Source organism: Variovorax boronicumulans (genome assembly GCF_030812215.1).
GTDB lineage: Bacteria > Pseudomonadota > Gammaproteobacteria > Burkholderiales > Burkholderiaceae_C > Variovorax > Variovorax boronicumulans_C.
Map to the genome: position 1 here is coordinate 280,777 of NZ_JAUSSG010000005.1, position 23,320 is coordinate 304,096.

Sequence of the window (23,320 nt, forward strand, 5' to 3'; positions counted from 1 at the left end):
CCCCTGAAAGCCGGCCGCTTCCCGCGGCCGGCTTTTTTTCGCCCTGGGCATGACCTCCCACGTCATGGACCGTGCGCACCCGTTGCGGGAAAGTACGTCCATCGATCAACCAACCACCAGGAGAAAACACAATGACCGGCTTCAACATCCTTCCCCTCGCAGTCGCCCTGCTGATCGGCATCGCAGCGCTCGGCTCTTGCCTGGGCATCGGACTGGTCGGCCAGAAGTTCCTAGAGAGCACCGCACGCCAGCCCGAGATGGTCGACGTGCTGCAGACCAAGTTCTTCCTGATCGCGGGCGTGACGGACGGCGCCTTCATCATCGCCACCGGCATCGGCCTCTGGTTTGCGACGGCCAACCCCTTCGGCTGAATGCGGCTCAGGAGCCCCGGAAACGGGGCCTCCGCACCAGGAAGTGACACGATTCACTGGCACCATTCGTGCTAGCACCGTTGACACTAAATCGTTTACGGCTAAAGTATTTAGCCATCAACGGTTCGATGTTGCCGGTGCTGCATGACGCGGTGCCGGTGCGTCGTTTCATCCTTCCCCTCTCGGAGAATCCATGAGCCACCTGTCCCCGAAGTCGCCCGCGCTGCCGCGCACCCTGCTCTCGCTGCTGCTCTGCGGCGCAGCCCTTGGTACTGCAGCGTCGGCCATGGCCGCCCCCGTGAAGGTGGGCTTGGCCCTCGACATCTCGGGGCCTTTCGCGGCATTGGGTGCCGAGGCGCGCGACGGCTTCGCGCTCGGCATCAAGCAACTGAACGGCAAGCTCGGCGGGCAGGACGTCGAATTCGTGCAGGCCGACATGGCCGGCAGCCCCGACCAGGCCAAGCAGCTGGTCGACCGCATGATCCAGCGCGACAAGATCGACATCTTCAGCGGCCCCATCGGCTCCAACGTGGCGCTGGCCGTGGGCCCCACGCTCTTCAACGCCAAGGTGCCGTACCTCTCGGCCAACGCCGGCCCGAGCCAGTTCGCGGGCGCGCAGTGCAATGCGTATTTCTTCGGCACCGCCTACCAGAACGACCAGTTCCATGAAGCCGCCGGCAAGTTCGCACAAGACCGCGGCTTCAAGAAGACCGTGCTCATCGCCCCCAACTACCCCGCCGGCAAGGATGCGCTGGGCGGCTTCAAGCGCCAGTTCAAGGGCCAGGTGGCCGACGAGCTCTACACCAAGCTCGGCCAGATCGACTACGCCGCCGAGCTCGCGCAGTTGCGCGCGGCCAAGCCCGACTCGATCTACTTCTTCCTGCCCGGTGCGATGGGCATCAACTTCATCAAGCAGTTCGTGGGTGCGGGTTTGTCGAAGGACATCACGCTCGTGACCAGCGGCTTCTCGGCCGATGAAGACGTGATCGGTGCCGTCGGAGAGCCGATGCTCGGCCTCTTCAACACCTCGCACTGGGCGCACGACCTGGACAACCCCGCCAACAAGGCGTTCGTGGCCGCGTTCCGCAAGGAATACAACGGCCGCTACCCGTCGGTGTATGCAGCGCAGGCTTATGACGCGATCCTCGCGATGGACGCGGCCGTGAAGCAATCGGGCGGCAACGCGCAGAACCGCGAAGCCGTTGTCGCCGCGCTGAAGAAGGCCAACTACGCCTCCACGCGCGGCGCCTTCAAGTACGCGAACAACCACTACCCCATCGAGAACTTCTACCTGCGCGTGATCGGCAAGGATGCCCAGGGCAAGGTCACGAACAAGCTGATCAACACTGTCTTGACCAACTACGGCGACAGCTACGCCGACAAGTGCCCGCTCAAGTAACTCGCCCCCAGGCGGAACAAAGCTCGCCCCCAGGCTGCGCGCACTTCGTGTCGCTTCTCCTTCCCCCTACCGGGGGCAACACCTGAGGCCCGGCAAAGCCGGTTCCTCGGTGTTTCTCGAATGAAACCACGGGCAACGCTCTTCATCCTATGAGTGGAATTCTTGTTCTCGAGCAGCTGCTCAACGGCCTGGGCTACGGCCTGATGCTGTTCCTGCTGGCCGCGGGCCTCACGCTGGTGTTCGGCATCATGGACGTGCTGAACCTCGCGCACGGTTCGCTGTTCATGTCGGGCGCCTACGTGGCGGCCGAGGCCCACACGCGCACCGGCTCGTTCACCGCCGCCATCGTGATCGCGGTGGCGGTCACCGTGGTGGTGGCATTGCTGCTCGAAGTGCTGCTGATGCGCCGCCTCTACACACGCGACCATCTCGCGCAGGTGCTCGCCACCTTCGGCGTGATCCTGGTGGCCGACGACATCGTGACGATGGCCTGGGGCCCATCGCCCGTGATGGCGCCAACGCCCGCCGCACTCTCGGGCCCGGTGAACCTGATGGACGGCCTGCCCTACCCGGCCTACCGTCTCGTGATCCTCATCGGCGGGCTGCTGGTGGCGCTCGCGCTGTACCTCCTGGTGAACCACACGCGCATCGGCATGCGAGTGCGCGCGGGCGCGTCCGACCGGCCGATGGCCGAGCTGATGGGCGTGCGCGTGGGCCGCATCTTCAACGGCGTGTTCCTGCTCGGTGCGGCGCTCGCCGCGCTGGCCGGCGCGCTGATGGGGCCGATCGTCGCGGTGCAGGTCGGCATGGGCGAGGCCATCCTGATTCCGGCGCTCGTGGTGCTGGTGATCGGCGGCATCGGCTCGGTGCGCGGCGCCTTCGTGGCAGCCCTCCTCGTGGGCGTGGTCGACACCATCGGCCGCGCGTTCGTGCCGATGCTGCTGCGCGCCACGCTGCCGCCCGCCACCGCGGCCGACCTCGGCCCGCTCTTCGCCGAAGTCGCGATGTACGCGCTGATGGTGGTGGTCCTGATCTTCCGGCCCTCGGGGCTGTTCTCGGCACGCGCATGAAGACGTCCTCACGCTATCTCGGCCTCGGGCTGGTCTTTGTGCTGCTCGCGGCGTTTCCGCTGGTCGCGCCGCTCTTCGGGCTCGACTTCTACATCGGCTTCGTGCGCCGGGTGCTCATCGTGGCGCTGGCCGCGGCGAGCCTCAACTTCATCCTCGGCTTCGGCGGCATGGTGGCGCTCGGGCATGCGGGCTTCATCGGCATGGGCGCGTACACGGTGGTCGCGCTCAGCGATGCGGGCGTGATGTCGGCATGGGTGATGTGGCCGCTGGCCGCGCTCGTGGCCGGCATCGTTGCCGCGCTGATCGGCACGGTGGCGCTGCGCACGCGCGGCGTGTACTTCATCATGACCACGCTGGCCTTCGCGCAGATGCTGTACTTCGTGGTGGTGTCGCTGCGCCGCTATGGCGGCGACGACGGCTACACGCTCATGAGCCGGCCCACGCTGCTGCCCGGGCTCGACCTGGGCAACGAATCGAACTTCTACTGGGTCGTGCTGGTCATCGTGGCGCTCGCGCTTTGGTGGCTGCACCGCGCGACGCAATCGCGCTTCGGCCATGCGCTCATGGGCATCCGCGACAACGAGACGCGCATGCGGGCGCTGGGCTATCCGGTGTTCCGGCTGCAGTTGGTGGCGTTCGCGATTGCCGGCGCCATCGCCGGACTGGCGGGTGCGCTTCTTGCAGGCGGCAACGGTTTCGTCAGCCCCGCGACGATGCACTGGACGCAATCGGCCACGCTGCTGGTGATGGTGGTGATCGGCGGCCTCGGCCGCAGCTGGGGCGGGCCCGTGGGCGCCATCGTCTGGCTGCTGCTCGAAGAGTTCCTGAAGCAGCACACCGAGCACTGGCACATGCCGCTGGGCCTGCTCCTGATCGCCGTCGCGTTGTGGGCACCCAAGGGACTGGCCGCACTCGCGCGCCGCCGCCGCGCAGCGTCACTCACCAAGGCAACACCATGAGCCTTTTCAGAATCGAAGGATTGGTCAAGCGCTTCGGCGGCCTGCTGGCGACCGACCATGTGAGCCTCACCGTCGAACGCGGCGAGGTGCATGCACTGATCGGCCCCAACGGCGCAGGCAAGACCACGCTGGTGAACCTGATCACGGGCCTCCTCAAGGCCGACGCGGGCCGCATCCTGCTCGACGAAATCGACATCACCAAGCTGCGCGACCACCAGCGCGTGGCGGCCGGCATGTCGCGCTGCTTCCAGGTGACGCGCGTGTTCGCCAAGGAAACCGTGCACGACAACCTGATGCTCGCGGCGCAGGCCCATGCAGGCAGCAGCCTGCGCTTCATGGCGCCGCGCGCGACGGAGCGCGACCTGGTGCAACGCGCCGTTGCGCTGGCCGACCGCGTGGGCCTGGGCAGCGAGCGCGACCGCATCGCGGGCACGCTCCCGCACGGTGCGCAGCGCGCGCTCGACGTGGCGCTGGCGCTTGCGGCCGACCCCAAGCTGCTGCTGCTCGACGAACCGATGGCCGGCATGGGCCCGGACGAATCGGCGCGCATGGTGGAGCTGATCGAATCGCTGCGTGAATCGATGGCCATCCTCCTGATCGAGCACGACATGGATGCGGTGTTCCGCCTGGCCAACCGGCTCACCGTGCTGGTGCAGGGCCGCGTGCTGATGAGCGGCACGGCCGACGAAGTGCGCGGGCATCCCGACGTGCAGGCGGTGTACCTGGGCACTGAAGCAGAAGGACACGCATGAGCGCCGCGACAACAACCCGGACCTTGTTCGAAGCGAAGTCCATCGAGGCCGGCTACGGCGCGAGCCAGGTGCTGTTCGGCATCGATCTCACGATCGGCGCGGGCGAAGTGCTCGCGCTGCTGGGCCGCAACGGCATGGGCAAGAGCACGCTCTTGAAGGTGCTGACCGGCACGCTCTCGCCGATGCGCGGCGACGTGCAGTTCAGCGGCACCGCCATCGGCGGCCACAAGCCAGATGCGATTGCACGGCGCGGCGTAGCCATCGTGCCCGAGGGCCGGCATGTGTTCCCGAACCTCAGCGTGGATGAACATCTGCGCGCCTTCGCACGGCCGCGCCCGGGCAGCGCGCCGCGCTGGACGGTCGAGGCGCTCTACGGCCTGTTCCCGCGCCTGGCGGAACGCAAGGCCAACGCGGGCAACCAGCTCTCGGGCGGCGAGCAGCAGATGCTGGCGATCGCGCGTGCGCTTTCGACGCACCCGCGCCTGTTGATCCTCGACGAAGCCACCGAAGGCCTCGCACCGGTGATCCGCGAGGAGATCTGGCACTGCATCGCCACGCTCAAGTCGGAAGGCGAAGCGATCCTGGTGGTCGACAAGTACGTGCAGCGCCTGCTGCCGCTGGCCGACCGGCATGTGATCCTCGAACGCGGGCGCGTGGTGTGGCAGGGCGACTCGGCCGCGCTCGACGCCGACCGCTCGCTCTGGACGCGCTACCTGGGCGTGTAGCCCGCCGCCTTCAGTCCCGCGGACGGCACGCGAGGAAGCCGGCCCACCTCACCTCGCTGCGGCCGATCCACTGCGTGTCCCATTGCAGGCGCAGGCCCGCCGCTGCGAGCGCTTCGGCGAACCGGTCCTTCGCCCAGTACACGGTCTGGTAGTCGCCGTTCGTCTCGCCTTCGCCGATGCGCATGCCCGCGAGGAAAACCCCGCCGGGCTCGAGCGCGTCGAACACCTTGTACAGGACCGGTGCGACCTGCTCGCGATCGACATGGATCAGCACCGCCATCGCGAGGATCGCGCTGTAGGGTCCACCCAATGCATCCGTCACGACGTTGAGCAGTTCGCCCTTCTTGCCGCGCTCGGCCTGCAGGTCGAGAAAGGCCTGTGCCGCATCGGTGCGCCTGACGACCCCGCCCAATGACTCGATGAAGTCGGCGTCCTGCCCCGAACCCGAGCCGATCTCGAGCACGGTACCACCGAGGGGCACGAACTCCATCATGCGGCGCAGCGCGTCCACGATCTCGGGCGGCCGGTGGCCCGCCACGATCGCGTTGTATTCGCGCGCGGATTCTTCATAGGACTGGATGGTGCGATCCATGCTCTTCAACACCGAGGCGGGAATTTCCATGGGAGTCTTTCCGGTCCATCGGACATCCGACGAAACCGGAAAGGCTAGGACCAAGCGACCAGCCGGCTCATGGGAAAACCACCTAAGACCCTTGCACTACACCGGGCACGCGATGCACCGGCCGCAACGTGCGCAAGGCCAGCACCAGCACGACCGCCGTGCAGCAGGCGATGCCCGCGACCATCGGCAACGGCCTGCCGTCGGCGAACGGCGCGACCAGTGCCACCATCACCGCGCCGCCCGCGAAGTTCATCGTGCCGATCAGCGCCGACGCGGTGCCCGCGAGCGACGCATGCCCTTCCATCGCGAGCACGAAGGTCGCAGGCACGACCAGGCCGTTGAGGCCGAAGCCGATCATCAAGAGCAGCACCAGCACCCCGAGCCGGTCCACGCCCGCGAGCGTCAGCACCAACAGCAAGCCGACGGCGACGGCTTGCGCCACGACCGCCAGGCGCAGCACGCGCCGGATGCCGAAGCGTGCCACCAGCCAGCCGTTGATCTGCGACAGCGCGAGCAGCGACACCGCGTTGAGCGCGAACAGCACGGCATAGAGGCGCGGAGACACGCCGAAGTGCGTGCTCATCACGAAGGGCGAATTGGCCACGTAGACGAAGAAGCCCGACACGGTGAGCGATGCCATGAAGGCCAGCGCCATGAAGTGGCGATCGCGCAACAGCACGCCGTAGCCAGCCATGGCGCTCTGGAAGTTGCTCGACAGGCGCGCCGCCGCGGGCCGCGTCTCGGGCAGGAAGCCCATGAGCATCGCGAGGCCCGCGAGCCCCAACGCGGCCACCATGCCGAACACCGCGCGCCAGCCCACAGTCTCGGCCACGAGGCTGCCGGCCAACGGCGCGAGGATCGGCGACAGGCTGTAGACCATGAGCAGCAGCGACATCATCCGCGCCGCCTCGGGTCCGGTGTACAGGTCTCGCACCACGGCGCGCGGCGTGACCATGCAGGCACAGGCGCCGAGCCCCTGTACGAAGCGCAGCGCGATCAGCACGCCGACGTTCGGCGCGAACGCGCAACCGATGCTCGCGAGCATGAACAGCACGAGCCCCGCGACCATCGGCCGGCGGCGCCCGAACATGTCCGACAACGGGCCCGCCACCAGTTGGCCGGCGCCGACCGCGATGAAGAAGGCCATCAGGCTCGCCTGCATCGCATGCGGATCGGCGCCCAGCGCGTGCCCGATGGCGGGCAGCGCGGGCAGGTACATGTCGATGGCGAAGGGGCCGATCGTGGTGAGCAGGCCCAGCACGATGGCGTGGCGGGCAACTTGAGCGTTCGAAGAAGACATGCCCCCATCCTCGCGCTTCGGTCTGAATGATTGAATAATCATCAGGCCTTATTTCCTATTCATCCGTACAGAATCATGGACCCCTTGTCCGATGTGCTCTCGATGCTCACCGTGAGCAGCACGCTCTCGTCGCGCTTCGAGGCGCGCGGCCGCTGGGCCTTCCGTTATTCGCAGTACGCCTCGCACATCAAGCTGGGCTGCGTGCTGGAGGGCCGCTTCCGGCTGGACGTCGATGGCGCGGCCGCACCGGTCGTGGTGGAAGCGGGCGACTTCTTCCTGCTCACCAATGGCCTGCCCTTCTCGGCATCGAGCGATCCGCCAGGGCCGCTTCAGGACGGCACGCAACTCAACCGCGACCACCGCGGGCCGGACGGCGTGCTGCGCTACGACGGCCAGGGCGCCGAGGATGGCCCGCTGGCCGTGATGGCCAGCGGCCGCTTCGCACTCGCCGGCGAAGCCAGCGAACTGCTGCTGCGGCACCTGCCGCCGCTCATCCACCTGCGCGCCAGCGACCCCGGCGCACGGCCGCTCGTGGGCCTGCTCGACCTCATGGGCTGGGAGACGGCCGAACTGCGGCCGGGCTCGTCGATCGCGCGCACCAACCTCGCGGCGCTCGTGCTGGTGCAGGCGCTGCGCGTGCATCTTGCGAATGCGCCGCAGCCCGAAGGGTGGCTGGGCGCGATGGCCGATGCGCGCATCGGCGCGGCGCTGTCGCAGATGCATGCCGACATCGCGCGGCCATGGACGGTCGAGCGCCTGGCGCAGTCCGCGCGCATGTCGCGCACGGCCTTCGCGGTGCGCTTCAAGGCGCTGACGGGTTCGACGCCGCTCGAATACCTCGGCGGCTGGCGCATGACGGTGGCGCGCAATGCGCTGCGGCACAGCGACGACGGCATCGCGCGCATCGCCGAGCGCGTGGGCTACCAGTCCGAGACGGCGTTCAGCGCGGCCTTCAAGCGCGAGACCGGCGAGAGCCCGGGGCGCTTTCGCACGCAGGCGCGGGCCGCAGGCCTCGCGATGACGGCCTGACTGTTCATTCAGATGCTGCGTCGAGCCGCAGGATCAGGCCGCGGCTCGCCTGGTTGAGCCCGATCACCTCCACCACGCTGCCGTGCTTGCGCACCCGCTCGACCACCTTGGTCAGCACGGCCACAGCGGCGACGTCCCAGAAATGTGCCCGCGCCACGTCGATGTGCACGGGCGCGCCATCGATCTCGCGCACGTCGAAAGCATCCTCCAGCATGTCGGCCGAGGCAAAGAACAACTGGCCCGTGATGCGGTAGATGCGCAGGTGGCGCACCGGCGTGCACAGCGACCCAGTCGAAGGTCGATGCCGACACCATCACCACGATCGCGGCCCGCCCGATGCCTTCACACCGAGCGCGTGATGCCGCCGTCCACGCGCAGGTTCTGTCCGGTGATGTAGCCCGCGCCTTCGGACGCGAGGAAGCCGATGGTGGCCGCGATCTCGCTGCTCTTCCCGTAGCGGCCCATCGGGATGCGCTCGCGGAACACTTCCTTCTCGGGCAGGCTGTCGATGAAGCCGGGCAGCACGTTGTTCATGCGCACGTTGTGTGCGGCGTATTGGTCGGCGAAGAGCTTGGTGAAGGCCGCGAGGCCGGCGCGGAACACGCCGGAAGTCGGGAAGACGGGGTCGGGCTCGAACGCCGCGAAGGTGGAGATGTTGATGATCGTGCCGCCGCCCTGCTTCACCATCAGCGGCGCCACGAGGCGGCTGGGGCGCACGGCGCTCAGCAGGTAGACGTCCATGCCGCGGTGCCAGTCTTCGTCGGATATCTCGAGGATCGGTGCGCGAGGGCCGTGGCCTGCGCTGTTGACCAGCACGTCGACGCGGCCCCATGTGTCCACCACCTTGTCGACCAGGCGCTTGATGTCGTCATTCGACTGGTTGGAGCCGGTCACGCCGATGCCGCCGAGCTCCTGGGCCAGCGCTTCGCCCTTGCCCGATGAGGAGAGGATGGCGACGCGGAAACCGTCGTCCGCCAGCTTGCGCGCTGCTGCGGCGCCCATGCCGCTGCCACCTGCGGTGACGATGGCTACTTTTTTCTGTGCTTCAGACATGCGGGAGTCCTTGGTTGGAGTTCATGCGAGGTGTGCATTTTTAGCCAAGGATTCGGGGCGCGTGCACAGGCCACCGGGTACTCCCCTCCGCGAATGTCCCCGGCCTGCGGCCTCCTCCTTGATTTCGCTGCGGGGAGCACCCGATGCCCTGCGCACTTGGACACGCTGCTGGTGTATCGCTGATCAACAGCCGCTCTGAAAGCGCTCGCGCCGCCCTGAACGGACTCAGGCGATCGGCGGCAGCGTCGCCTGCATCGACGCGCGCTGGTTGAACACCTCGAACCACTTCGCGGTGTTCGGCGCCTCGGCACGCCAGTCGACCGACGGAAACCGGAAGTCCATGTAACCCAGTGCGCAGCCGAAAGCGATGGTCCCGATATCGACGCGGTCGCCGAACGACGGTGCCGCCGTTTCGAGCCATTCGAGACCGGTACGCACCTTGGCGAGCTGGCCGTCGGTCCAGTCGCTCCAGCGCAAGGCTTCGGGGCGAAGCATGGTTTCGTAGCGGGCGAGCAGCGCGGCGGCGGTCATGCCGTCGGCCAGCGCGAGTTCGGTGAGGCGGGCCCAGCGCTGCGAGCCATTGGCGGGGAACAGTCCGCCCGAATGCGTGGCATCGAGGTATTCGCAGATCACGCGGCTGTCGAACAGCACCTGCCCGTCGTCGCAGATGAAGGTCGGCACCTGGCCGAGCGGGTTCTTTGGAATGATCGTGGCATCGCGCTTCACCGGGCCGGCCGCGCTGGGCAGCTTCTCGATGCGCTCGGCAATGCCGAGTTCGTGCGCGACAACCATGCACTTGCGCACGAATGGCGAAGCGGGCGAGTGGAAGATCTTCATTCGACGTGTCCTTGGATTGCGGGTCTCTCTCAGCGCACGATGCGCAGCATGCCCTCTTGCGCGGTCGAGGCCACGAGCCGCCCGTCGCGCGTGAACAGGCTGCCGCGGCAAAGGCCGCGTGCACCGCTCGCGCTGGGCGAGTCGAGCACGTAGAGCAGCCAGTCGTCCATGCGGAAATCGCGGTGGAACCACATCGCGTGGTCCAGGCTCGCGGGGCGCACCTGGCCGCTCATGAAGCTCAGGCCGTGCGGCAGCATCGCGGCGCGCAACAGGCCATGGTCGGAGGCGTAGGCGAGCAGCGCGCGGTGCACGACCGGATCGTCGGGCAGCGGCGCGATGGCGCGCATCCAGATCGCACTTTCCGAGGGCCGCACGATGGGCGTGAGCAGGTCGTCGGCTTCGACGCGGCGGTATTCGATGCCGTGCGGCTCCAGGCCCTTGATGCGCCAGCGCTCGGGCAGGCGGTCGCCCAGGGCGAGGCGCTGGTCGAGTTCGCTCGCCAGGCCTTCGGGGCCTTCGACGGCGGGCATCGCGAGCTGGTGCTCGACACCGTCGTCCACCGTCTGGAACGACGCCGACATCTCGAAGATGATCCGCTCCCCCTGGCGCGCCACCACGTGGCGGGTGGTGAAGCTGCGGCCATCGCGCACGCGGTCGACGCTGTACTCGATGGGCGCATGCTCGCCCGGCAGCAGGAAGTAGGCGTGCATCGAATGCACCGGCCGGTCGGCACCGACCGTGAGGCTCGCGGCGGCGAGCGACTGGCCGAGCACCTGGCCGCCGAAGACGGCCGGGGTGCCGATGTCTTCGCTCTGGGCTCGAAAACGGTCGCCGCCGAGCGGTTCGAGCTGCATGAGGGCGACGAGTTCGTCGACGAGGCGGGCGGCGGTGGCGGGATCGGTGGTCATCGGCAAAGTGCGGTCGGTGCAGGAAAAAAGCAGCCTTCGACCATAGCAAAGGACGGGCCGGCGCGCTGTCGCGGCCCGGTCAGCGGGGCACTGCTATTTGTAGAAGCAGATGTCCATGAAGCGCGCGCGGCAGCGGTAGTCGGTGCCGCCCTGCACGATGAACATGGGCGCGCCGCCCACCAGCAGCTTGCCGTCGTCGTCATAGATCAGCGGTGACGGGGCGGGTTGGGCCGCGGGGCCGGTGGCGGTTTCCTGCTCGACGTACTTGATGAGGAACGAACGGGAGAAGTCGAGCGTGTCGGCCGGCTTGAGCGGCGCGGCCGCATAGCGGGTGCCGTAGACGGTGCCGAAGTAACGCAGCGCCGGGCCGGTGCGGTCGCCGTATTTCATGTCGGTCTTGGCAAAACCGGTCTGGGCGAGGAAGGTGCGGTCTTCGGGCGTCAGGTCGGCATCGAAGGCGAGCAGCGTGTACGACCCTTCGAAGCTGTTGTTGCGCGCCACCTTGAGTTCGCCGTTGAGGCTGGGCGTGATCTTGGTGCGTCCGCTCCAGCGCAGCAGCGCGGCCACGGACGGGTCGCCGTCGAACACGTAGTGGTATTTCTCCGCGGCAATGACGACCTTGCGGCCGTCCTTGGCGGCGAAGAAGCTCACCACCTCGTCCTTGCCGTGGACGGGTTCGCCTTCGGGGGTGCTTGCGCAGCCCCATTGCATGAGGCCGAGCGCGGCACAGGAAAGGGCGAGGAAGAGACGACGCGCAGGGGTCGAAAACGAAAGGAGGGGCACTTTTCGTCCGGGGTTGGAGTTCATCAAGCCCCGGACTCTAGCGCCATCCCCACGTTCAGGGGATTCAGCGGTCGATGTCCGCGCCGTCGGCGACGAGCTTCTTCTGCAGCGCCGGCACATCGACATCCGCGAAATTCGCGCTGCCCAGCGATGCCGCCGCCGTGCCCGCCGCCTGCCCCATCACGAAACAGCCGCCGCTCGCGCGCGCGGCCGACTGGCCTTCGTGCGTCATCGCGGCGCAGCGGCCGGCCACCAGCAGGTTGTCGACCTGGCGCGGCACCAGCATGCGCCAGGGCAACTGGTTGTAGGTGCGGTTGTCGTCGCGCGGAAAGGCCCATTCGATGCGGCCATCGGCGTGCATCTCCATCGGCCAGGCGTTGATGCCGATGCTGTCGTCGAACCGCGCCGACGAGAGGATGTCCTCGCCCGCGAGCGCATACAGGCCCTCGATGCGGCGCGTCTCGCGGATGCCGACCTGCGGCGCGATCTCCACGATGGCCGAGTGCGCGAAGCCCGGCACCTCGGCCTTCATGAACCTGAAGTACTCGGCGATCTGGCGGCGGCCTTCGAGCTCACCTTCGGTGAGTTCCCGTGCATCGACGCCGTTCATCGCGCGGCCGGCCGCGTTGCGGATCTGCGTGACGTTGGCGCGCCATTCGCGCGGGTCGATGTTGGGCCGCAGGATCGCGCCCTCGCGCGGAAACCTGTAGGTCCCCGGCTTCTGCTGCTGCACCCTGGCCATCAGGTCGTTGATGGCCTTGAACTCGCCCACGGCCTCGAGCGCCGGTGGCGCATCGACCTGGCCGACGCGGAACATCGTGGTCGGAAAGAGGCCGCTGCCGTGCCCATCGCCCACTTCGAAGGGCACGCCTGCGAAGGCCGCCACGTCGGCGTCGCCGCTCGCGTCGATGAAGGCGTTGGCGCGGATCGCCTGGCGGCCCGACTTGGTCTCGACCACGAGTGCCGCGATGCGGTCGCCGTCGCGGACGACCGCCGCCGCCCACGCATGGAACAACAGGTTCACACCCGCATCGAGCAGCAACTGGTCGGCCGCGATCTTGTAGGCCGAGGTGTCATAAGAGCGCACGCGGATGCGGCCCTGCATGCCGTCCTGCGGCTTGTTCAGGCCGCCGAGCGCGCCGATGCGGTCGAGCAGGTCGTCGGCCACGCCGCGCACGAGCAACGTCATCTCGCCGTTGCGCTTGCCATAGAGGCCCGCGAAGTTGGTCACGCCGCCCGCGGTGCCCATGCCGCCCAGGAAGCCGTAGCGCTCCACCAGCAGGGTGTTGGCGCCGTGGCGCGCGGCGCTCACGGCGGCGGCGATGCCGGCGGGACCGCCGCCGACCACCACCACGTCGTATTCGCCGAAGACCGGCAGCTCGCGCGCCGGTTCGGTCAGGGTCTTCTTCTGCTGGACTGTCATTACTGGAGCTTGATGCCGCGCGTGGAGATGATCTTGGTCATGATCGCCGCCTCATCGGTGACGCGGCTGCGCATGCCGTCCGGCGAGGTGCCCACGGCCTGCCAGCCCTGCTCGAAGAGCTTGCGGCGGACCTCCGGGTCCTTCATGACGATCTCGAGTTCGCGGCCGATGCGCGCCTGGGCGGTCTTCGAGAGATTGGCCGGGCCGAGCAACGCCACCCACACCTCGAGGCTGAAGTCCTTCACGCCGGCTTCGGACAGCGGCGGGATCTCGGGCACCAGCGCGCTGCGGCCACCGGTGAGGCCCACGGCCTTGAGCTTGCCGGCCCTGATCTGCGGCATGGCCACGCCCGGCGGGATGAGGCCCATCTGCACCTGGTCGCCCAGCATGGCGGTGATGACCTGCGGGTTGCCCTGGTAGGGCACGTGCTCGGGCTTGAAGCCGGCGACGCGGCTCTTGAGCAGTTCCATGCCCAGGTGGCCGACCGAGCCGATGCCCACCGAGCCGTAGTTCCACTTGTCGCCGGCCTTGCGCGCGGCGTCGAAGAAGGCGGTGCCCGTGGGCAGGTTGTTCTGCGCCACCAGCACGAGCGGCGCGGTCGCGATCAGCGAGAGGTAGGTGAAGTCCTTGACCGGGTCATAGGGCAGCTTCGGATACAGCATCTTCGACGAGGTGAGGTTGCCGTTGATGACGATGCCCAGCGTGTGGTCGTCGGTGGCCTTGGCCACCTGGTCGGCCGCGATGTTGCCCGAGGCGCCGGCCTTGTTGTCCACCACGATCGGCTGGCCCAGCGCCTTGCCCAGCGGCTCGGCGATGGTGCGCGCCGCGATGTCGGGGGTGGAGCCGCCCGGAAAGCCCACCAGCAAACGGATGGGCTTGGTCGGCCAGGCGCTGTTCTGTGCACTCGCAGCGAGCGGCAGCATGGTGGCGGCTGCCAGGCCGCAAGCGATCAAAAGGGCTCTCTTTTTGGCGTGCATGGCGAAAAGAAGTGAAAAAGTTAACAAAAACCGAAGAAAGCCAGCTTAACTGCCGAGGGGAACGCGGAGCAAGGAACGCGCTCCCCTATTCGAGGCTGATGTTGCCCCTGCGCACCAATTCGCCGTACACCTTCGACTTGGCCTCGGCGTTGCGCTGGATCTCCTCGGGCGACCACGCCAGCGGCTCGAAGGCGAAGGTGTCGAAGCGGGCGCGAATCTCGGGATCGGCGATGACCTTGGCCACATCGGCGTTGATCTTTGCCTTCACCGCCGCCGGCACGCCCTTGGGCGCGAGCAGCGAGACGAAGGAGTTGACTTCGAGCGAAGCGGGTCCGCCCGCCTCCGCCATCGTCGGCACGTCGGGCATCTGCGGAATGCGCTTGGGCGCGGCAACGGCGATGTAGCGCAGCTTGCCGGCCTTGTAGATGCCCTGGCTCGACGGAATGCTCGCGAAGGCCCATGGCACCTCGCCCGTGCCGACGTTGGAATAGAGCTGCGACACCTCGCGGTACGGCGCGTGCCGCATGCGGATGCCGGTGAGCGCTTCCAGTTGCTGCGCGCCCAGGTGGCCCGGGCTGCCGACGCCCCACGAGCCGTAGACGACGCCCTCGGGCTCGGCCTTGGCGGCGGCGATCAGGTCGCCCATGGTCTTCCACTTCGAATCGGTGCCCACCGCCACGAAGAACGGCGTGCGGAACAGCGAGGCCACCGGGTCGAAGTGCTGCAGCGTCACGAAGTTCTTCGACTTGTACAGGTGCGGCAGCGCGGCGACGTGTTCGCTGTCCAGCTGCAGCAGCGTGTAGCCGTCGGGCGCGGCGCGGCGCGCCTGGTCGATGGCGATGAAGCCGCCGCCACCGGGCTTGTTGTCGATCACCACGCGCTGGTTCCACAGGCGCGAGAGCTTGTCGGACACGAGGCGCAGCACCGCGTCGGGACCGCTGCCGGCGGCGAAGGGCGTGACCAGGGTCACGGGCTTGTTCGGGAAGTCGCCGGCCTGTGCCCAGGCGCCGGTGACGGCGGCCAGGGCGAGCGTGCCCGTCAGCAATGTGCGCGAGAAATTCATGGTGCTTGTCTCCTGGGCCTGTGGCCTCGTATAGGGATGATGGAAGAAACGCGTTTCAATGCAAGGAAAGCTCGGGCGTCGCGGGCTGCAGGGAGGCCGGCGCATCGTCCAGGCAGTGCTCGGGCCGCCACGCATAGAGCCACTCGACGGCATCGTAGAAGCGCTCCGGCGTGCGCCCCACCCAGAGGCTGTTTCGCACCAACCGCTCGACGCCCTTCGCGTGATAGAGCCGCCCCATCTCGCGCACCGACAGCACCACGCGCGCCGTGCGGGCGACGCGTGCGGCTTCGTACAGCTTGAACGCGGCGGTCGTGTCGAAGTCGCAGGCCTTCACCGCGGCGCCCAGCGTCACCGCGTCTTCGAGCGCCATGCAGGCACCCTGCGCGAGGTACTGCATCATGGGATGCGCCGCATCGCCCAGCAGCGTGGCGGGGCCTTCGCTCCAGCGGGCGACCGGGTCGCGGTCGGCGGTGCTCCAGCGGCGCCACGAGGTGGGCCGGTCGAGCAACTGGCGCGGGCGCGCATGCACGCCCTCGAAGTACGAGAGCACTTCGTCCTTGCTGCCGTCGGTGACGCCCCACTCTTCTTCTTCGCGGCTGTGGAAGGTGACGACCAGGTTGTATTGCTCGCCGTGGCGCAGCGGGTAGTGCACCAGGTGGCAGTTGGGGCCGGCCCAGACGACGGGCGCGTTCCAGCGCAGGTCCGCCGGCATGTCGGAAGCGGGCACGACCGCGCGGTACACGACATGGCCAGAGACCCGCGGTGCATCGCCGATGAGCTTCGCGCGCACCACCGACTTCACGCCGTCGCAGCCCACGATGGCGTCGGCCCGAAAGCGCCGACCATCGCGCGTGACCGCAGTGACGCCATGCGCGCCGGTGTCGATCGATTCGACCTGCGCCGAGGTGTGGAAGCGGATCAGCGGATGCTGCTTCACCGCTTCATGAATCGCGCCATGCAGGTCGGCGCGATGGCTCACCGCATACGGATTCTTGAAGCGCGCGCGGAAGGCTTCGCCGACCGGCACCGAGGCCACCTCGCCGCAATCGACCGCATCCATCATCACGAGCCGGTCGGTGAAGACCGAGCCCCGGCGCACCGCCTCGCCCACGCCCAACGCGTCGAGCGCGGCGAAGGCGTTGGGGCCGAGCTGCAGGCCCGCGCCGATCTCGCCGATGGCTGCGCTCTGTTCGAGCAGGTCGATGGAAACGCCCAGGCGCGCGAGCGCGAGCGCCGCGGCCATGCCGCCGATGCCGCCGCCGACGAGCAGCACGGTGGGCGGGTTCTTCGTGAGGGATGTGCTCATCGCGGGGGGCCTTTGTCTGCGCTTCGGGCGATCAGTCGATGCGAACGGTGAGCGACGGCAGCCGTTCGATGCTCACCTTGATCGTCTGCCCCGCCTTCACCGCACCCACGCCTTCGGGTGTGCCGGTGAAGATCAGGTCGCCGGGCTGCAGCGTGAAGAGCGTCGAGAGATTGGCGATCACCTCGTTCACCGACCAGATCAGGTGCGTGATGTCGCTGTTCTGGCGCACTTCGCCATCGACCGTGAGCGTGATCGCGCCCGCGTTGATCTCGCCCACGTCGGCCAGCGTGCGCAGTGGCGCGATGGGTGCCGAGAAATCGAAGGCCTTGCCGATTTCCCAGGGGCGGCCCTGCTCGCGCATCTTCATCTGAAGGTCGCGGCGCGTCATGTCCAGGCCCACCGCGTAGCTGTGGATGTGGCCCGAAGCCTGGTCGACCGGAATGTCCTTGCCGCCCTTGCCGATGGCGACCACGAGTTCGGCTTCGTAGTGGTAGTTGCTCGTGAGCGGGGGGTACGGAATGGAGCCGACCTGGCCTTCGGCGACGGGCACCACCGAGGCGTCGTCGTTGGGCTTGCAGAAGAAGAACGGCGGTTCGCGGTCGGGATCGAAGCCCATCTCGCGGGCATGCGCCGCGTAGTTGCGGCCGACGCAGTAGACGCGGCGCACGGGGAACAGCTTGTCGGAATCGACGATGGGCAGGCCGACGATGGAAGGGGGGGTGAAAACGAAGGACATGGATGGCTCCTGCCGCACGGTGCGGCACACGGTCAAACGATGAAAAGAAAAAAGAAGTCGGCCGCCGTTCAGGCGTCTTCGAGGAAGGCTTCGCGCAGGATGCCCATGGCCTGCTGCACGGGACGGTCGGAGAAGCTGAAGAGCACCACGTCGGCGACGGGTGACAGCAGCCGCAGCGGCGACCACGACGGCACGACGAAGGTGTCGCGCGGGCCGAACTCGAAGCGCCGGCCGGCGATCTCGGCGATGCCGTGGCCTTCGACCACGCTGTACACCGTGCCATCGGTCGCGCGGTGCGTCTTGCCCGCAAAGCCCTTGGGCAACAGCTGCAGGTTCGTCGAGATGGTCGGCATCGGCGAGCCGCCCGTCAGCGGGTTGATATAGCGCAGCTTGTGGCCCAGCCACGCATCGGGCGCTTCCTGCTTCTGCAACTGCGCGAGCGCCTCGCGGCTGCGCGCATAGGGGTAGTTGAAGATCGGCGACGTGGCCGACACATGGTCGTGCCGCACCGGCACCATGTTGTGGCCGAAGCGCGCGAGGCTGTGGCCCTCCGGGCGCGCAACGTGCTGCACCTTGGCATCGTCGTTCTCGGCAAAGCCTGCGTCGAAAAAGCGCAGCATCGGGATGTCGAGCCCGTCGAGCCACACCACCGGTTCGCTCACGCCTTCGATGCCTTCGTTGCCATGGTCGTGCCAGGCCCACGAGGGTGTGATGATGAAGTCGCCCGGGTACATGGTGGTGCGCTCGCCGCCCACCGTGGTGTAGGCGCCCTTGCCGTCGACGATGAAGCGCAGCGCCGACTGCACATGGCGGTGCGAAGGCGCCACCTCGCCCGGCATGATGAGCTGCAGCCCCGCGTAGATCGACTGCGTGATCGACGAATTGCCGGGCAGCGCCGGGTTCTCCAGCACCAGCACGCGGCGCACGGCCTCCTCGGCGGTGATGAGCTCGGCCGACTCCATCAGCAGCGGGCGGATCTCGTCGTAGCGCCACAAGGCGGGCACGCACGGCGTCTGCGGCTCGCGCGGCACCAGCGCGTGCAGCGATTCCCACAGCGGGGTGAGGTTCAGCGGGCGGATGCGGGCGTAGTAGTCGCTGCGTTCGGCGGCGTTGGCCGGGGCGCTTTTCGCAGGACTCTGGGAAGCGGGGTTCATGCGTGGGTGTCTCCGTTGCGGCATTGTTGAGCCACCCCACTATTTCCTCAAGACCAACAGCCAATACACGGAATTCGAAATTCCGATAATGGTGCCTTTCTCCCTATACGGAGCGCGCCGGAAAAACACCATGTCCAAGCTCGATCTCGAATGGCTCGCCGTGTTCGACGAGGTCTACAAGACCGGCAACGTCTCCAGGGCGGCCGAGCGGCTGGGCATGGCGCAGGCCGCGGCCAGCACCGCGCTCAACAAGCTGCGCGCGCACTTCGACGATCGCCTCTTCACCCGCACCGCACAGGGCATGCAGCCCACGCCGCACGCCGAGCGTATCTATCCGAACCTGCGCGAGGCGCTGGCGCAACTGGCGCAGGCGCAAGGCAACCGCAGCAGTTTCGAGCCCGCCGGGGCGCAGCGGCGCTTTCGCATCTGCATGACCGACATCAGCGAGGTGGTGCTGCTGCCCGGCCTGCTCGACCACCTGAGGCACGTGGCGCCGGGCGTGCACATCGAGACCGAGATCATCTCCACCAACAGCGGCCGACGGCTTCAGGACGGCGAGGTCGATCTCGCCGTAGGCTTCATGCCGCAACTGGACGCGGGCTTCTACCAGCAGACGCTTTTCATGCAGAACTTCGTCTGCCTCGCGGCGCAGAACCATCCGCGCATCGGTGCCAGGCTCACGCGCAAGCGCTTTGAGGCGGAGGCGCATGCGGTGGTGTCCACGTCGGGCACGGGGCATGCCATCGTCGACACGACCATCGCGCGGCTCGGGTTGAAACGCGACGTGGTGGTGCGGCTGTCGAGCTTCCTGAGCGTGGCGCGGATCGTGGCGCACACCGAGCTGCTCGTGGTGGTGCCGCGCATCCTGGGCAAGGTGCTGGCCACGCAGGAGCCGGTGAAGCTCTTGGAGCTGCCCTTCGCGCTGCCGGACTACGCGGTCAAGCAGCACTGGCACGAGCGCTTCCATGCCGACCCGGGCAACGCCTGGCTGCGGCGCACGCTGGCGCAACTCTTCAGCGGCAGCTGAACGTGCACGCCGGCACGATGGGCGGCATCCGGAAGCGGGCGCCCGCTCGCATAATCGCGGCTCCCCACCCACAGCCACTTCCATAAGGCGCCCCATGTCCTCGATCACCCTGCGTTTTCTGGCCGAGCCCAGCACCGTCAACTTCGGCGGCAAAGTCCACGGCGGCACGGTCATGAAGTGGATCGACGAGGCCGGCTACGCCTGCGCGACCAGCTGGGCCAAGCGCTACTGCGTCACCGCCTTCATCGGCAGCATCCGCTTCCACCGGCCGATCATGATCGGCGACCTCGTCGAGGTCGAAGCCCGCCTCGCCTACACCGGCACCACCAGCATGAACATCTCGGTCGAGGTGCGCAGCGGCGACATGAAGGGCGGCATGATGGAAAAGACCACCGAGTGCCTGATCGTCTTCGTCTCGGTCGATTCGCACGGCCGGCCGCTCCCGGTGGAGGCCTTCGTGCCCGGCACACCCGGCGAAATGGCGCTGGCGGAACGGGCGAAGGCGCACCTGGACGCCAGCCGCGCAGCCGGCGCAACACCTTGAACCTCCCCCAGGCTTCGCGCACTTCGTGTCGCTTCTCCTTCCCCCTCGCCGGGGGCAACACCAGAGGCCCGGCAAAGCCGGTTCCCCGGTGTTCCACGAAGGGACCGCGCCCATAGACGCCAAGCTCTAACGGGAGCGATGCCCAGCAGCTAGAGTCAGGCGATTGTTTTCAAAGGAACACTTCGCATGGCGACTCAAGACGACGACAGCAACAGCGGCAAATCTTCCGACCGCATCAAGGATTCCGCCCAGCAGATCTGGCTGGCCGGCCTCGGCGCCTTCGCCAAGATGCAGCAGGAAGGCAGCAAGGCCTTCGAGGCGCTGGTCAAGGACGGCGCCGGCATGCAGAAGAAGACCCAGGCGGCCGCCGAAGAAACCCTCGCCCAGGCCCAGCAGCGCATGGCCGGCTTCGCCAGCGAATTCGGCACCAAGGCCGCCGGCCAGTGGGGCAAGCTGGAGAACATCTTCGAAGAGCGCGTGGCGCGCGCCCTCGAAAAACTCGGTGCCCCTTCGGCCGCCGACATGGCCGCGCTGCAGGCACGCGTCGAGGCCCTCGAAGCGCAGTTGAAGGGCAGTGCGAAGGCGGCCGCAACCACCCGCAAGACCACCGCGCGCAAGACCGCGGCAACCGCCCCCGCAGCGAAGAAGACGCTGCGCCGCACCAAGGCCGGCTGACCCCGACCGAATTGCGGCGCTGCACAAAAATCAGCGCCGCAAAACATGTCCCGCACCGTTCATGGTGCAGTGCACATACGCTAGAGTGTTCCCAAGACCAAGAGACACACCGGGGGCACCGACATGGCAAAGAAGGCGCCACGCCGCACAGCGCAACGCATCCTCGAAGCCGCATTGGACCTGTTCAACCGCTTCGGGGAACCGAACGTCTCGACCACGCTGATCGCGGGCGAGCTCAACATCAGCCCCGGCAATCTCTACTACCACTACCCCGCCAAGGAAGAGCTGATCAACAAGCTCTACCAGGGCTACGAAGCCGAGCTCAACGAGCTGCTGCATGCGAGCGAAGGCGTGCACGACGTGGAGGATGCGTGGTTCTTCATGCACACGCTGTTCGAGCTGATCTGGCGCTACCGCTTCCTCTACCGCGACCTGAACGACCTGCTGAGCAAGAACCGGCACCTGGAGACGCAGTTCCAGCTGGTGCTCAAGAACAAGGCCCGCGCCATCCGCCAGCTGATCGCCGGCCTCGGCCGCGCCGGCCACCTGGACATCGATGCGCACGAGATCGATCCGCTGGCCCAGAGCATGGTCGTGGTGCTGACCTACTGGCTGAGCTACGAATACGTGCGCAACCCGCGCGAGGCGCTCGAACCCGCGCATGCGCAGGGCGCGCTGATGCGCGGCGGCCACCACACCCTGCATCTGCTCGCGCCTTACCTCGGGCGCGAACAACGGCGGCATCTGCTGACGCTCAGCAATGCCTACAACGGCGAAGATGCCACGCCCCACGTGGTTCCCACTGTCGACATGGCGGCCTAGACAACCATGCCCCATCCCGATTTCAAACCGCTCTCGCTGATGTCCGCCAGCCCGGTCGCCGCGAACGCGGAACCCTGGACGCCCCTTCCCTACGCCGACGTGCCGCGCTTCGATGCGCGCAGCGTGCTGCCGCACTGGCCGCGCCTGCACGCCGGCCACCACCTGCCGCCGCCCGACGCCGGCACGCCGCTGGCCGAGGGCTGGGCGCTGTATCACAGCGGCGAATTCGAACGCGCCGCCGCCATCGGCCTCCTGCACGGCTCCGAGGGCCTGGTGCTGGCCAACCAGGCCACGGCCATCTACGCCAACTACCTGGAGCCGCGCGAGGCGACCCGGCTCGCGATGTTCCGCCAGGTGATCGAGCGCGCAGGTGCGCAGGCCGCCGCCGAGCCCGACAACTGCCAGGCGCTCTACTGGCAGGCCTATGCGCTGGGCCGCTACAGCCAGGGCATCAGCGTGGCGCGCGCGCTGGCGCAGGGCCTGGGCACCAAGCTCAAGGGCGCGCTGGAACGTGTGATCGAGCTGCAGCCGGCACACGCCGACGCGCACCTCGCGCTGGCCGCGTTCCATGCCGAGGTGATCGACAAGGTGGGCGCGCTGGTCGGCCGCATGACCTACGGCGTGCGCGCCGAGGCCTCCGTGGAGCTGTTCGAACGCGGGCTCGAACTGCACCCGCACTCGCCCGCCGGAATGATGGAATACGCCCGCGCCCTCTTGATGCTGCACGGCGACTCGCGCATGGCCGAGGCCACCCGGCTCTACGAAAAGGCCGCGGCGATGACACCGGCCGATGCGCGGGAGCGGCTGGACGTGGAGCTGGCGCGGGCAGGCCTGTCGGACTGAGCGGCCCGCATCGCATCAGCGCCTGCGGCGCGCGAGCCCGACCTGCTCCAGGAACACCCGCACCCGCGGCTGCCACACCTCGGGATAGCGCGAGAACAGCGCATGCCCGTCCTCGCCGTACGACGGAAACTGCATGAACTCGCCCTTGCCGCCCGCATCCGTGAAGGCCTTGAACCATTCCTTCGGATAGGTGGGCCCGAAGTACTGATCGTTCTCGGTGTAGATCCACAGCGTGGGCATGTGCGCCGTCTTGCCGTACTGGCCGAACAGCCGCTCCAGCGCCTCTGGCGAGCACGGGCGCTGCGGCTGGGTCTTCGGATTGCCACCGCCGCCGCCCGCGAAGTTGATGGCGGCCACCACGCCCGCCGGGTTCTGCGCCGCCGCCGCGATGGCGATGGTTCCGCCGAACGACTGGCCGACGATGACGGCACGCGCCGGATCGACATCGGGCCTCGCGCGCATCGCCTGGAGCACCCGCAGCGTCTGCGCCAGCCCCGCTTCGTAGGCCGGTGCGTAGCGCCTGGCGCCGCACTGGCCGCTCGCTTCCACGTCTTCGCCGCCGGTCACGCCGTAGCCGATGCGGGTCGGCACCGCGACCACGAAACCCTGTGCCACGAAGAAGCGCGATGCCACCGAATAGCGCGCGCGCCCCATGGCCGCGCGCTCCGCGGCCTCTGCCGCCCGGCCGTGGTTGAGGACGATCAGCGGGGCGGGCACGGGGTTCGCGTCGTCCGAGAAGACCGTCACCCGGATGGACTGTTCGACGCGCTTGCCGTAGATGTCGCTGACCTGCACCGGCACGTCGAGCTGCTCCTCGCGCAAGGCGCCGTGGGCGGTCGTCGCGGCCAGCAGCAGGAACTGCAGCAGCGCGGCACGCCAGAGTGCGGATGTCTTCTTCATGAATGTCCCTCGCGCTCGCGGTTATTAAGATTGCCGCTTCGA

At 67.9% G+C, this 23,320-nt stretch carries 26 protein-coding genes; 12 read left to right on the forward strand and 14 right to left on the reverse strand.

Going from position 1 to position 23,320, the window contains the following annotated elements:
* Positions 1–131: 131 nt before the first annotated feature.
* From atpE to J2W23_RS15845, 6 genes are all read left to right on the forward strand, one after another.
* Positions 132–371 (forward strand): F0F1 ATP synthase subunit C, encoded by a 240-nt coding sequence (gene atpE / locus J2W23_RS15820; RefSeq protein WP_013538854.1) that lies wholly within the window; start codon positions 132–134, stop codon positions 369–371.
* A 193-nt stretch (positions 372–564) separates the two neighbouring features.
* A complete protein-coding gene (locus tag J2W23_RS15825) occupies positions 565–1,770 on the forward strand; it encodes an ABC transporter substrate-binding protein (protein WP_257864290.1) in 1,206 nt (401 codons plus the stop codon).
* Between the two features lie 149 nt (positions 1,771–1,919).
* Positions 1,920–2,840 (forward strand): branched-chain amino acid ABC transporter permease, encoded by a 921-nt coding sequence (locus tag J2W23_RS15830; protein ID WP_176660725.1) that lies wholly within the window; start codon positions 1,920–1,922, stop codon positions 2,838–2,840.
* Entirely contained in the window at positions 2,837–3,799 is a 963-nt protein-coding gene (locus tag J2W23_RS15835; protein WP_307649396.1) for a branched-chain amino acid ABC transporter permease, read from the forward strand. The genes J2W23_RS15830 and J2W23_RS15835 overlap by 4 nt, the downstream gene beginning before the upstream one ends.
* Positions 3,796–4,551, forward strand: a complete 756-nt coding sequence (locus J2W23_RS15840) for an ABC transporter ATP-binding protein (RefSeq protein ID WP_176660723.1) — start codon at positions 3,796–3,798, stop codon at positions 4,549–4,551. Before J2W23_RS15835 ends, J2W23_RS15840 begins: the two co-directional genes overlap by 4 nt.
* 23 nt (positions 4,552–4,574) lie before the next feature.
* On the forward strand, positions 4,575–5,276 hold the full coding sequence (locus tag J2W23_RS15845) for an ABC transporter ATP-binding protein (protein ID WP_373423946.1): 702 nt from the start codon (positions 4,575–4,577) through the stop codon (positions 5,274–5,276).
* Positions 5,277–5,286: 10 nt separating this feature from the next.
* Here J2W23_RS15845 and J2W23_RS15850 read toward each other — a convergent pair whose 3' ends face one another.
* Positions 5,287–5,898 (reverse strand): methyltransferase domain-containing protein, encoded by a 612-nt coding sequence (locus J2W23_RS15850; RefSeq protein WP_307649398.1) that lies wholly within the window; start codon positions 5,896–5,898, stop codon positions 5,287–5,289.
* 82 nt (positions 5,899–5,980) lie between these two features.
* Positions 5,981–7,198, reverse strand: a complete 1,218-nt coding sequence (locus J2W23_RS15855) for a multidrug effflux MFS transporter (RefSeq protein WP_176660720.1) — start codon at positions 7,196–7,198, stop codon at positions 5,981–5,983.
* Positions 7,199–7,273: 75 nt separating this feature from the next.
* On the opposite strand from J2W23_RS15855, the gene J2W23_RS15860 reads away from it, so the two are divergent.
* Positions 7,274–8,227 (forward strand): AraC family transcriptional regulator, encoded by a 954-nt coding sequence (locus J2W23_RS15860; RefSeq protein ID WP_307649399.1) that lies wholly within the window; start codon positions 7,274–7,276, stop codon positions 8,225–8,227.
* Positions 8,228–8,231: 4 nt separating this feature from the next.
* On the opposite strand, the gene J2W23_RS15865 is transcribed toward J2W23_RS15860, so the two are convergent.
* The 11 genes from J2W23_RS15865 to gtdA all read right to left on the reverse strand — a co-directional run bounded on the left by J2W23_RS15865 (position 8,232) and on the right by gtdA (position 18,467).
* On the reverse strand, positions 8,232–8,498 hold the full coding sequence (locus tag J2W23_RS15865; protein WP_307649400.1) for a sodium-independent anion transporter: 267 nt from the start codon (positions 8,496–8,498) through the stop codon (positions 8,232–8,234).
* Between the two features lie 71 nt (positions 8,499–8,569).
* The gene (locus J2W23_RS15870) at positions 8,570–9,280 is read right to left on the reverse strand and encodes an SDR family oxidoreductase (RefSeq protein WP_307649401.1); all 711 of its coding nucleotides are present in this window, start codon (positions 9,278–9,280) and stop codon (positions 8,570–8,572) included.
* Between the two features lie 225 nt (positions 9,281–9,505).
* Entirely contained in the window at positions 9,506–10,117 is a 612-nt protein-coding gene (locus J2W23_RS15875; protein ID WP_307649402.1) for a glutathione S-transferase, read from the reverse strand.
* Positions 10,118–10,146: 29 nt separating this feature from the next.
* Positions 10,147–11,025 (reverse strand): acyl-CoA thioesterase, encoded by an 879-nt coding sequence (locus tag J2W23_RS15880; protein WP_176660716.1) that lies wholly within the window; start codon positions 11,023–11,025, stop codon positions 10,147–10,149.
* A gap of 93 nt (positions 11,026–11,118) precedes the next feature.
* Entirely contained in the window at positions 11,119–11,736 is a 618-nt protein-coding gene (locus J2W23_RS15885; RefSeq protein WP_176660715.1) for a hypothetical protein, read from the reverse strand.
* Between the two features lie 136 nt (positions 11,737–11,872).
* Complete coding sequence (locus tag J2W23_RS15890) at positions 11,873–13,231, reverse strand: FAD-dependent oxidoreductase (RefSeq protein ID WP_307649403.1); 1,359 nt, start codon at positions 13,229–13,231, stop codon at positions 11,873–11,875.
* Positions 13,231–14,208, reverse strand: coding sequence for a Bug family tripartite tricarboxylate transporter substrate binding protein (locus J2W23_RS15895; RefSeq protein ID WP_307649404.1), 978 nt, complete (start codon positions 14,206–14,208; stop codon positions 13,231–13,233). The genes J2W23_RS15890 and J2W23_RS15895 overlap by 1 nt, the downstream gene beginning before the upstream one ends.
* An 85-nt stretch (positions 14,209–14,293) precedes the next feature.
* Positions 14,294–15,271: a Bug family tripartite tricarboxylate transporter substrate binding protein gene (locus J2W23_RS15900; RefSeq protein WP_176660712.1), complete on the reverse strand. Its 978-nt coding sequence runs from the start codon at positions 15,269–15,271 to the stop codon at positions 14,294–14,296.
* A gap of 55 nt (positions 15,272–15,326) precedes the next feature.
* A complete protein-coding gene (locus tag J2W23_RS15905; RefSeq protein ID WP_307649405.1) occupies positions 15,327–16,577 on the reverse strand; it encodes a 3-hydroxybenzoate 6-monooxygenase in 1,251 nt (416 codons plus the stop codon).
* Positions 16,578–16,608: 31 nt separating this feature from the next.
* Positions 16,609–17,313, reverse strand: a complete 705-nt coding sequence (locus tag J2W23_RS15910; protein ID WP_176660710.1) for a fumarylacetoacetate hydrolase family protein — start codon at positions 17,311–17,313, stop codon at positions 16,609–16,611.
* A 68-nt stretch (positions 17,314–17,381) separates the two neighbouring features.
* Positions 17,382–18,467, reverse strand: coding sequence for a gentisate 1,2-dioxygenase (gtdA, locus tag J2W23_RS15915; protein ID WP_307649406.1), 1,086 nt, complete (start codon positions 18,465–18,467; stop codon positions 17,382–17,384).
* A 130-nt stretch (positions 18,468–18,597) separates the two neighbouring features.
* On the opposite strand from gtdA, the gene J2W23_RS15920 reads away from it, so the two are divergent.
* The 5 genes from J2W23_RS15920 to J2W23_RS15940 all read left to right on the forward strand — a co-directional run bounded on the left by J2W23_RS15920 (position 18,598) and on the right by J2W23_RS15940 (position 22,378).
* Positions 18,598–19,494, forward strand: a complete 897-nt coding sequence (locus J2W23_RS15920) for a LysR family transcriptional regulator (RefSeq protein ID WP_176660708.1) — start codon at positions 18,598–18,600, stop codon at positions 19,492–19,494.
* 94 nt (positions 19,495–19,588) lie between these two features.
* Positions 19,589–20,038 (forward strand): acyl-CoA thioesterase, encoded by a 450-nt coding sequence (locus J2W23_RS15925; RefSeq protein ID WP_042580045.1) that lies wholly within the window; start codon positions 19,589–19,591, stop codon positions 20,036–20,038.
* Between the two features lie 186 nt (positions 20,039–20,224).
* On the forward strand, positions 20,225–20,713 hold the full coding sequence (locus J2W23_RS15930; protein ID WP_307649407.1) for a phasin family protein: 489 nt from the start codon (positions 20,225–20,227) through the stop codon (positions 20,711–20,713).
* Positions 20,714–20,836: 123 nt separating this feature from the next.
* Positions 20,837–21,535 carry a TetR/AcrR family transcriptional regulator gene (locus tag J2W23_RS15935; protein WP_176660706.1) on the forward strand — a complete coding sequence of 233 codons (699 nt, stop codon included), beginning with the start codon at positions 20,837–20,839 and terminating at the stop codon, positions 21,533–21,535.
* Between the two features lie 6 nt (positions 21,536–21,541).
* Positions 21,542–22,378: a hypothetical protein gene (locus J2W23_RS15940; RefSeq protein WP_176660705.1), complete on the forward strand. Its 837-nt coding sequence runs from the start codon at positions 21,542–21,544 to the stop codon at positions 22,376–22,378.
* 15 nt (positions 22,379–22,393) lie between these two features.
* Here J2W23_RS15940 and J2W23_RS15945 read toward each other — a convergent pair whose 3' ends face one another.
* Positions 22,394–23,278, reverse strand: a complete 885-nt coding sequence (locus tag J2W23_RS15945; RefSeq protein WP_307649408.1) for a dienelactone hydrolase family protein — start codon at positions 23,276–23,278, stop codon at positions 22,394–22,396.
* Positions 23,279–23,320: the final 42 nt, after the last annotated feature.

Bases quoted from the DNA above. Each gene is read 5' to 3' on its own strand.
- atpE (WP_013538854.1), top strand. From the start codon at position 132: ATGACCGGCTTCAACATCCTTCCCCTCGCAGTCGCCCTGCTGATCGGC.
- J2W23_RS15825 (WP_257864290.1), top strand. From the start codon at position 565: ATGAGCCACCTGTCCCCGAAGTCGCCCGCGCTGCCGCGCACCCTGCTC.
- J2W23_RS15830 (WP_176660725.1), top strand. From the start codon at position 1,920: ATGAGTGGAATTCTTGTTCTCGAGCAGCTGCTCAACGGCCTGGGCTAC.
- J2W23_RS15835 (WP_307649396.1), top strand. From the start codon at position 2,837: ATGAAGACGTCCTCACGCTATCTCGGCCTCGGGCTGGTCTTTGTGCTG.
- J2W23_RS15840 (WP_176660723.1), top strand. From the start codon at position 3,796: ATGAGCCTTTTCAGAATCGAAGGATTGGTCAAGCGCTTCGGCGGCCTG.
- J2W23_RS15850 (WP_307649398.1), bottom strand. From the start codon at position 5,898: ATGGAAATTCCCGCCTCGGTGTTGAAGAGCATGGATCGCACCATCCAG.
- J2W23_RS15855 (WP_176660720.1), bottom strand. From the start codon at position 7,198: ATGTCTTCTTCGAACGCTCAAGTTGCCCGCCACGCCATCGTGCTGGGC.
- J2W23_RS15860 (WP_307649399.1), top strand. From the start codon at position 7,274: ATGGACCCCTTGTCCGATGTGCTCTCGATGCTCACCGTGAGCAGCACG.
- J2W23_RS15870 (WP_307649401.1), bottom strand. From the start codon at position 9,280: ATGTCTGAAGCACAGAAAAAAGTAGCCATCGTCACCGCAGGTGGCAGC.
- J2W23_RS15875 (WP_307649402.1), bottom strand. From the start codon at position 10,117: ATGAAGATCTTCCACTCGCCCGCTTCGCCATTCGTGCGCAAGTGCATG.
- J2W23_RS15880 (WP_176660716.1), bottom strand. From the start codon at position 11,025: ATGACCACCGATCCCGCCACCGCCGCCCGCCTCGTCGACGAACTCGTC.
- J2W23_RS15885 (WP_176660715.1), bottom strand. From the start codon at position 11,736: ATGCAATGGGGCTGCGCAAGCACCCCCGAAGGCGAACCCGTCCACGGC.
- J2W23_RS15890 (WP_307649403.1), bottom strand. From the start codon at position 13,231: ATGACAGTCCAGCAGAAGAAGACCCTGACCGAACCGGCGCGCGAGCTG.
- J2W23_RS15895 (WP_307649404.1), bottom strand. From the start codon at position 14,208: ATGCACGCCAAAAAGAGAGCCCTTTTGATCGCTTGCGGCCTGGCAGCC.
- J2W23_RS15900 (WP_176660712.1), bottom strand. From the start codon at position 15,271: ATGAATTTCTCGCGCACATTGCTGACGGGCACGCTCGCCCTGGCCGCC.
- J2W23_RS15905 (WP_307649405.1), bottom strand. From the start codon at position 16,577: ATGAGCACATCCCTCACGAAGAACCCGCCCACCGTGCTGCTCGTCGGC.
- J2W23_RS15910 (WP_176660710.1), bottom strand. From the start codon at position 17,313: ATGTCCTTCGTTTTCACCCCCCCTTCCATCGTCGGCCTGCCCATCGTC.
- gtdA (WP_307649406.1), bottom strand. From the start codon at position 18,467: ATGAACCCCGCTTCCCAGAGTCCTGCGAAAAGCGCCCCGGCCAACGCC.
- J2W23_RS15920 (WP_176660708.1), top strand. From the start codon at position 18,598: ATGTCCAAGCTCGATCTCGAATGGCTCGCCGTGTTCGACGAGGTCTAC.
- J2W23_RS15925 (WP_042580045.1), top strand. From the start codon at position 19,589: ATGTCCTCGATCACCCTGCGTTTTCTGGCCGAGCCCAGCACCGTCAAC.
- J2W23_RS15930 (WP_307649407.1), top strand. From the start codon at position 20,225: ATGGCGACTCAAGACGACGACAGCAACAGCGGCAAATCTTCCGACCGC.
- J2W23_RS15935 (WP_176660706.1), top strand. From the start codon at position 20,837: ATGGCAAAGAAGGCGCCACGCCGCACAGCGCAACGCATCCTCGAAGCC.
- J2W23_RS15940 (WP_176660705.1), top strand. From the start codon at position 21,542: ATGCCCCATCCCGATTTCAAACCGCTCTCGCTGATGTCCGCCAGCCCG.
- J2W23_RS15945 (WP_307649408.1), bottom strand. From the start codon at position 23,278: ATGAAGAAGACATCCGCACTCTGGCGTGCCGCGCTGCTGCAGTTCCTG.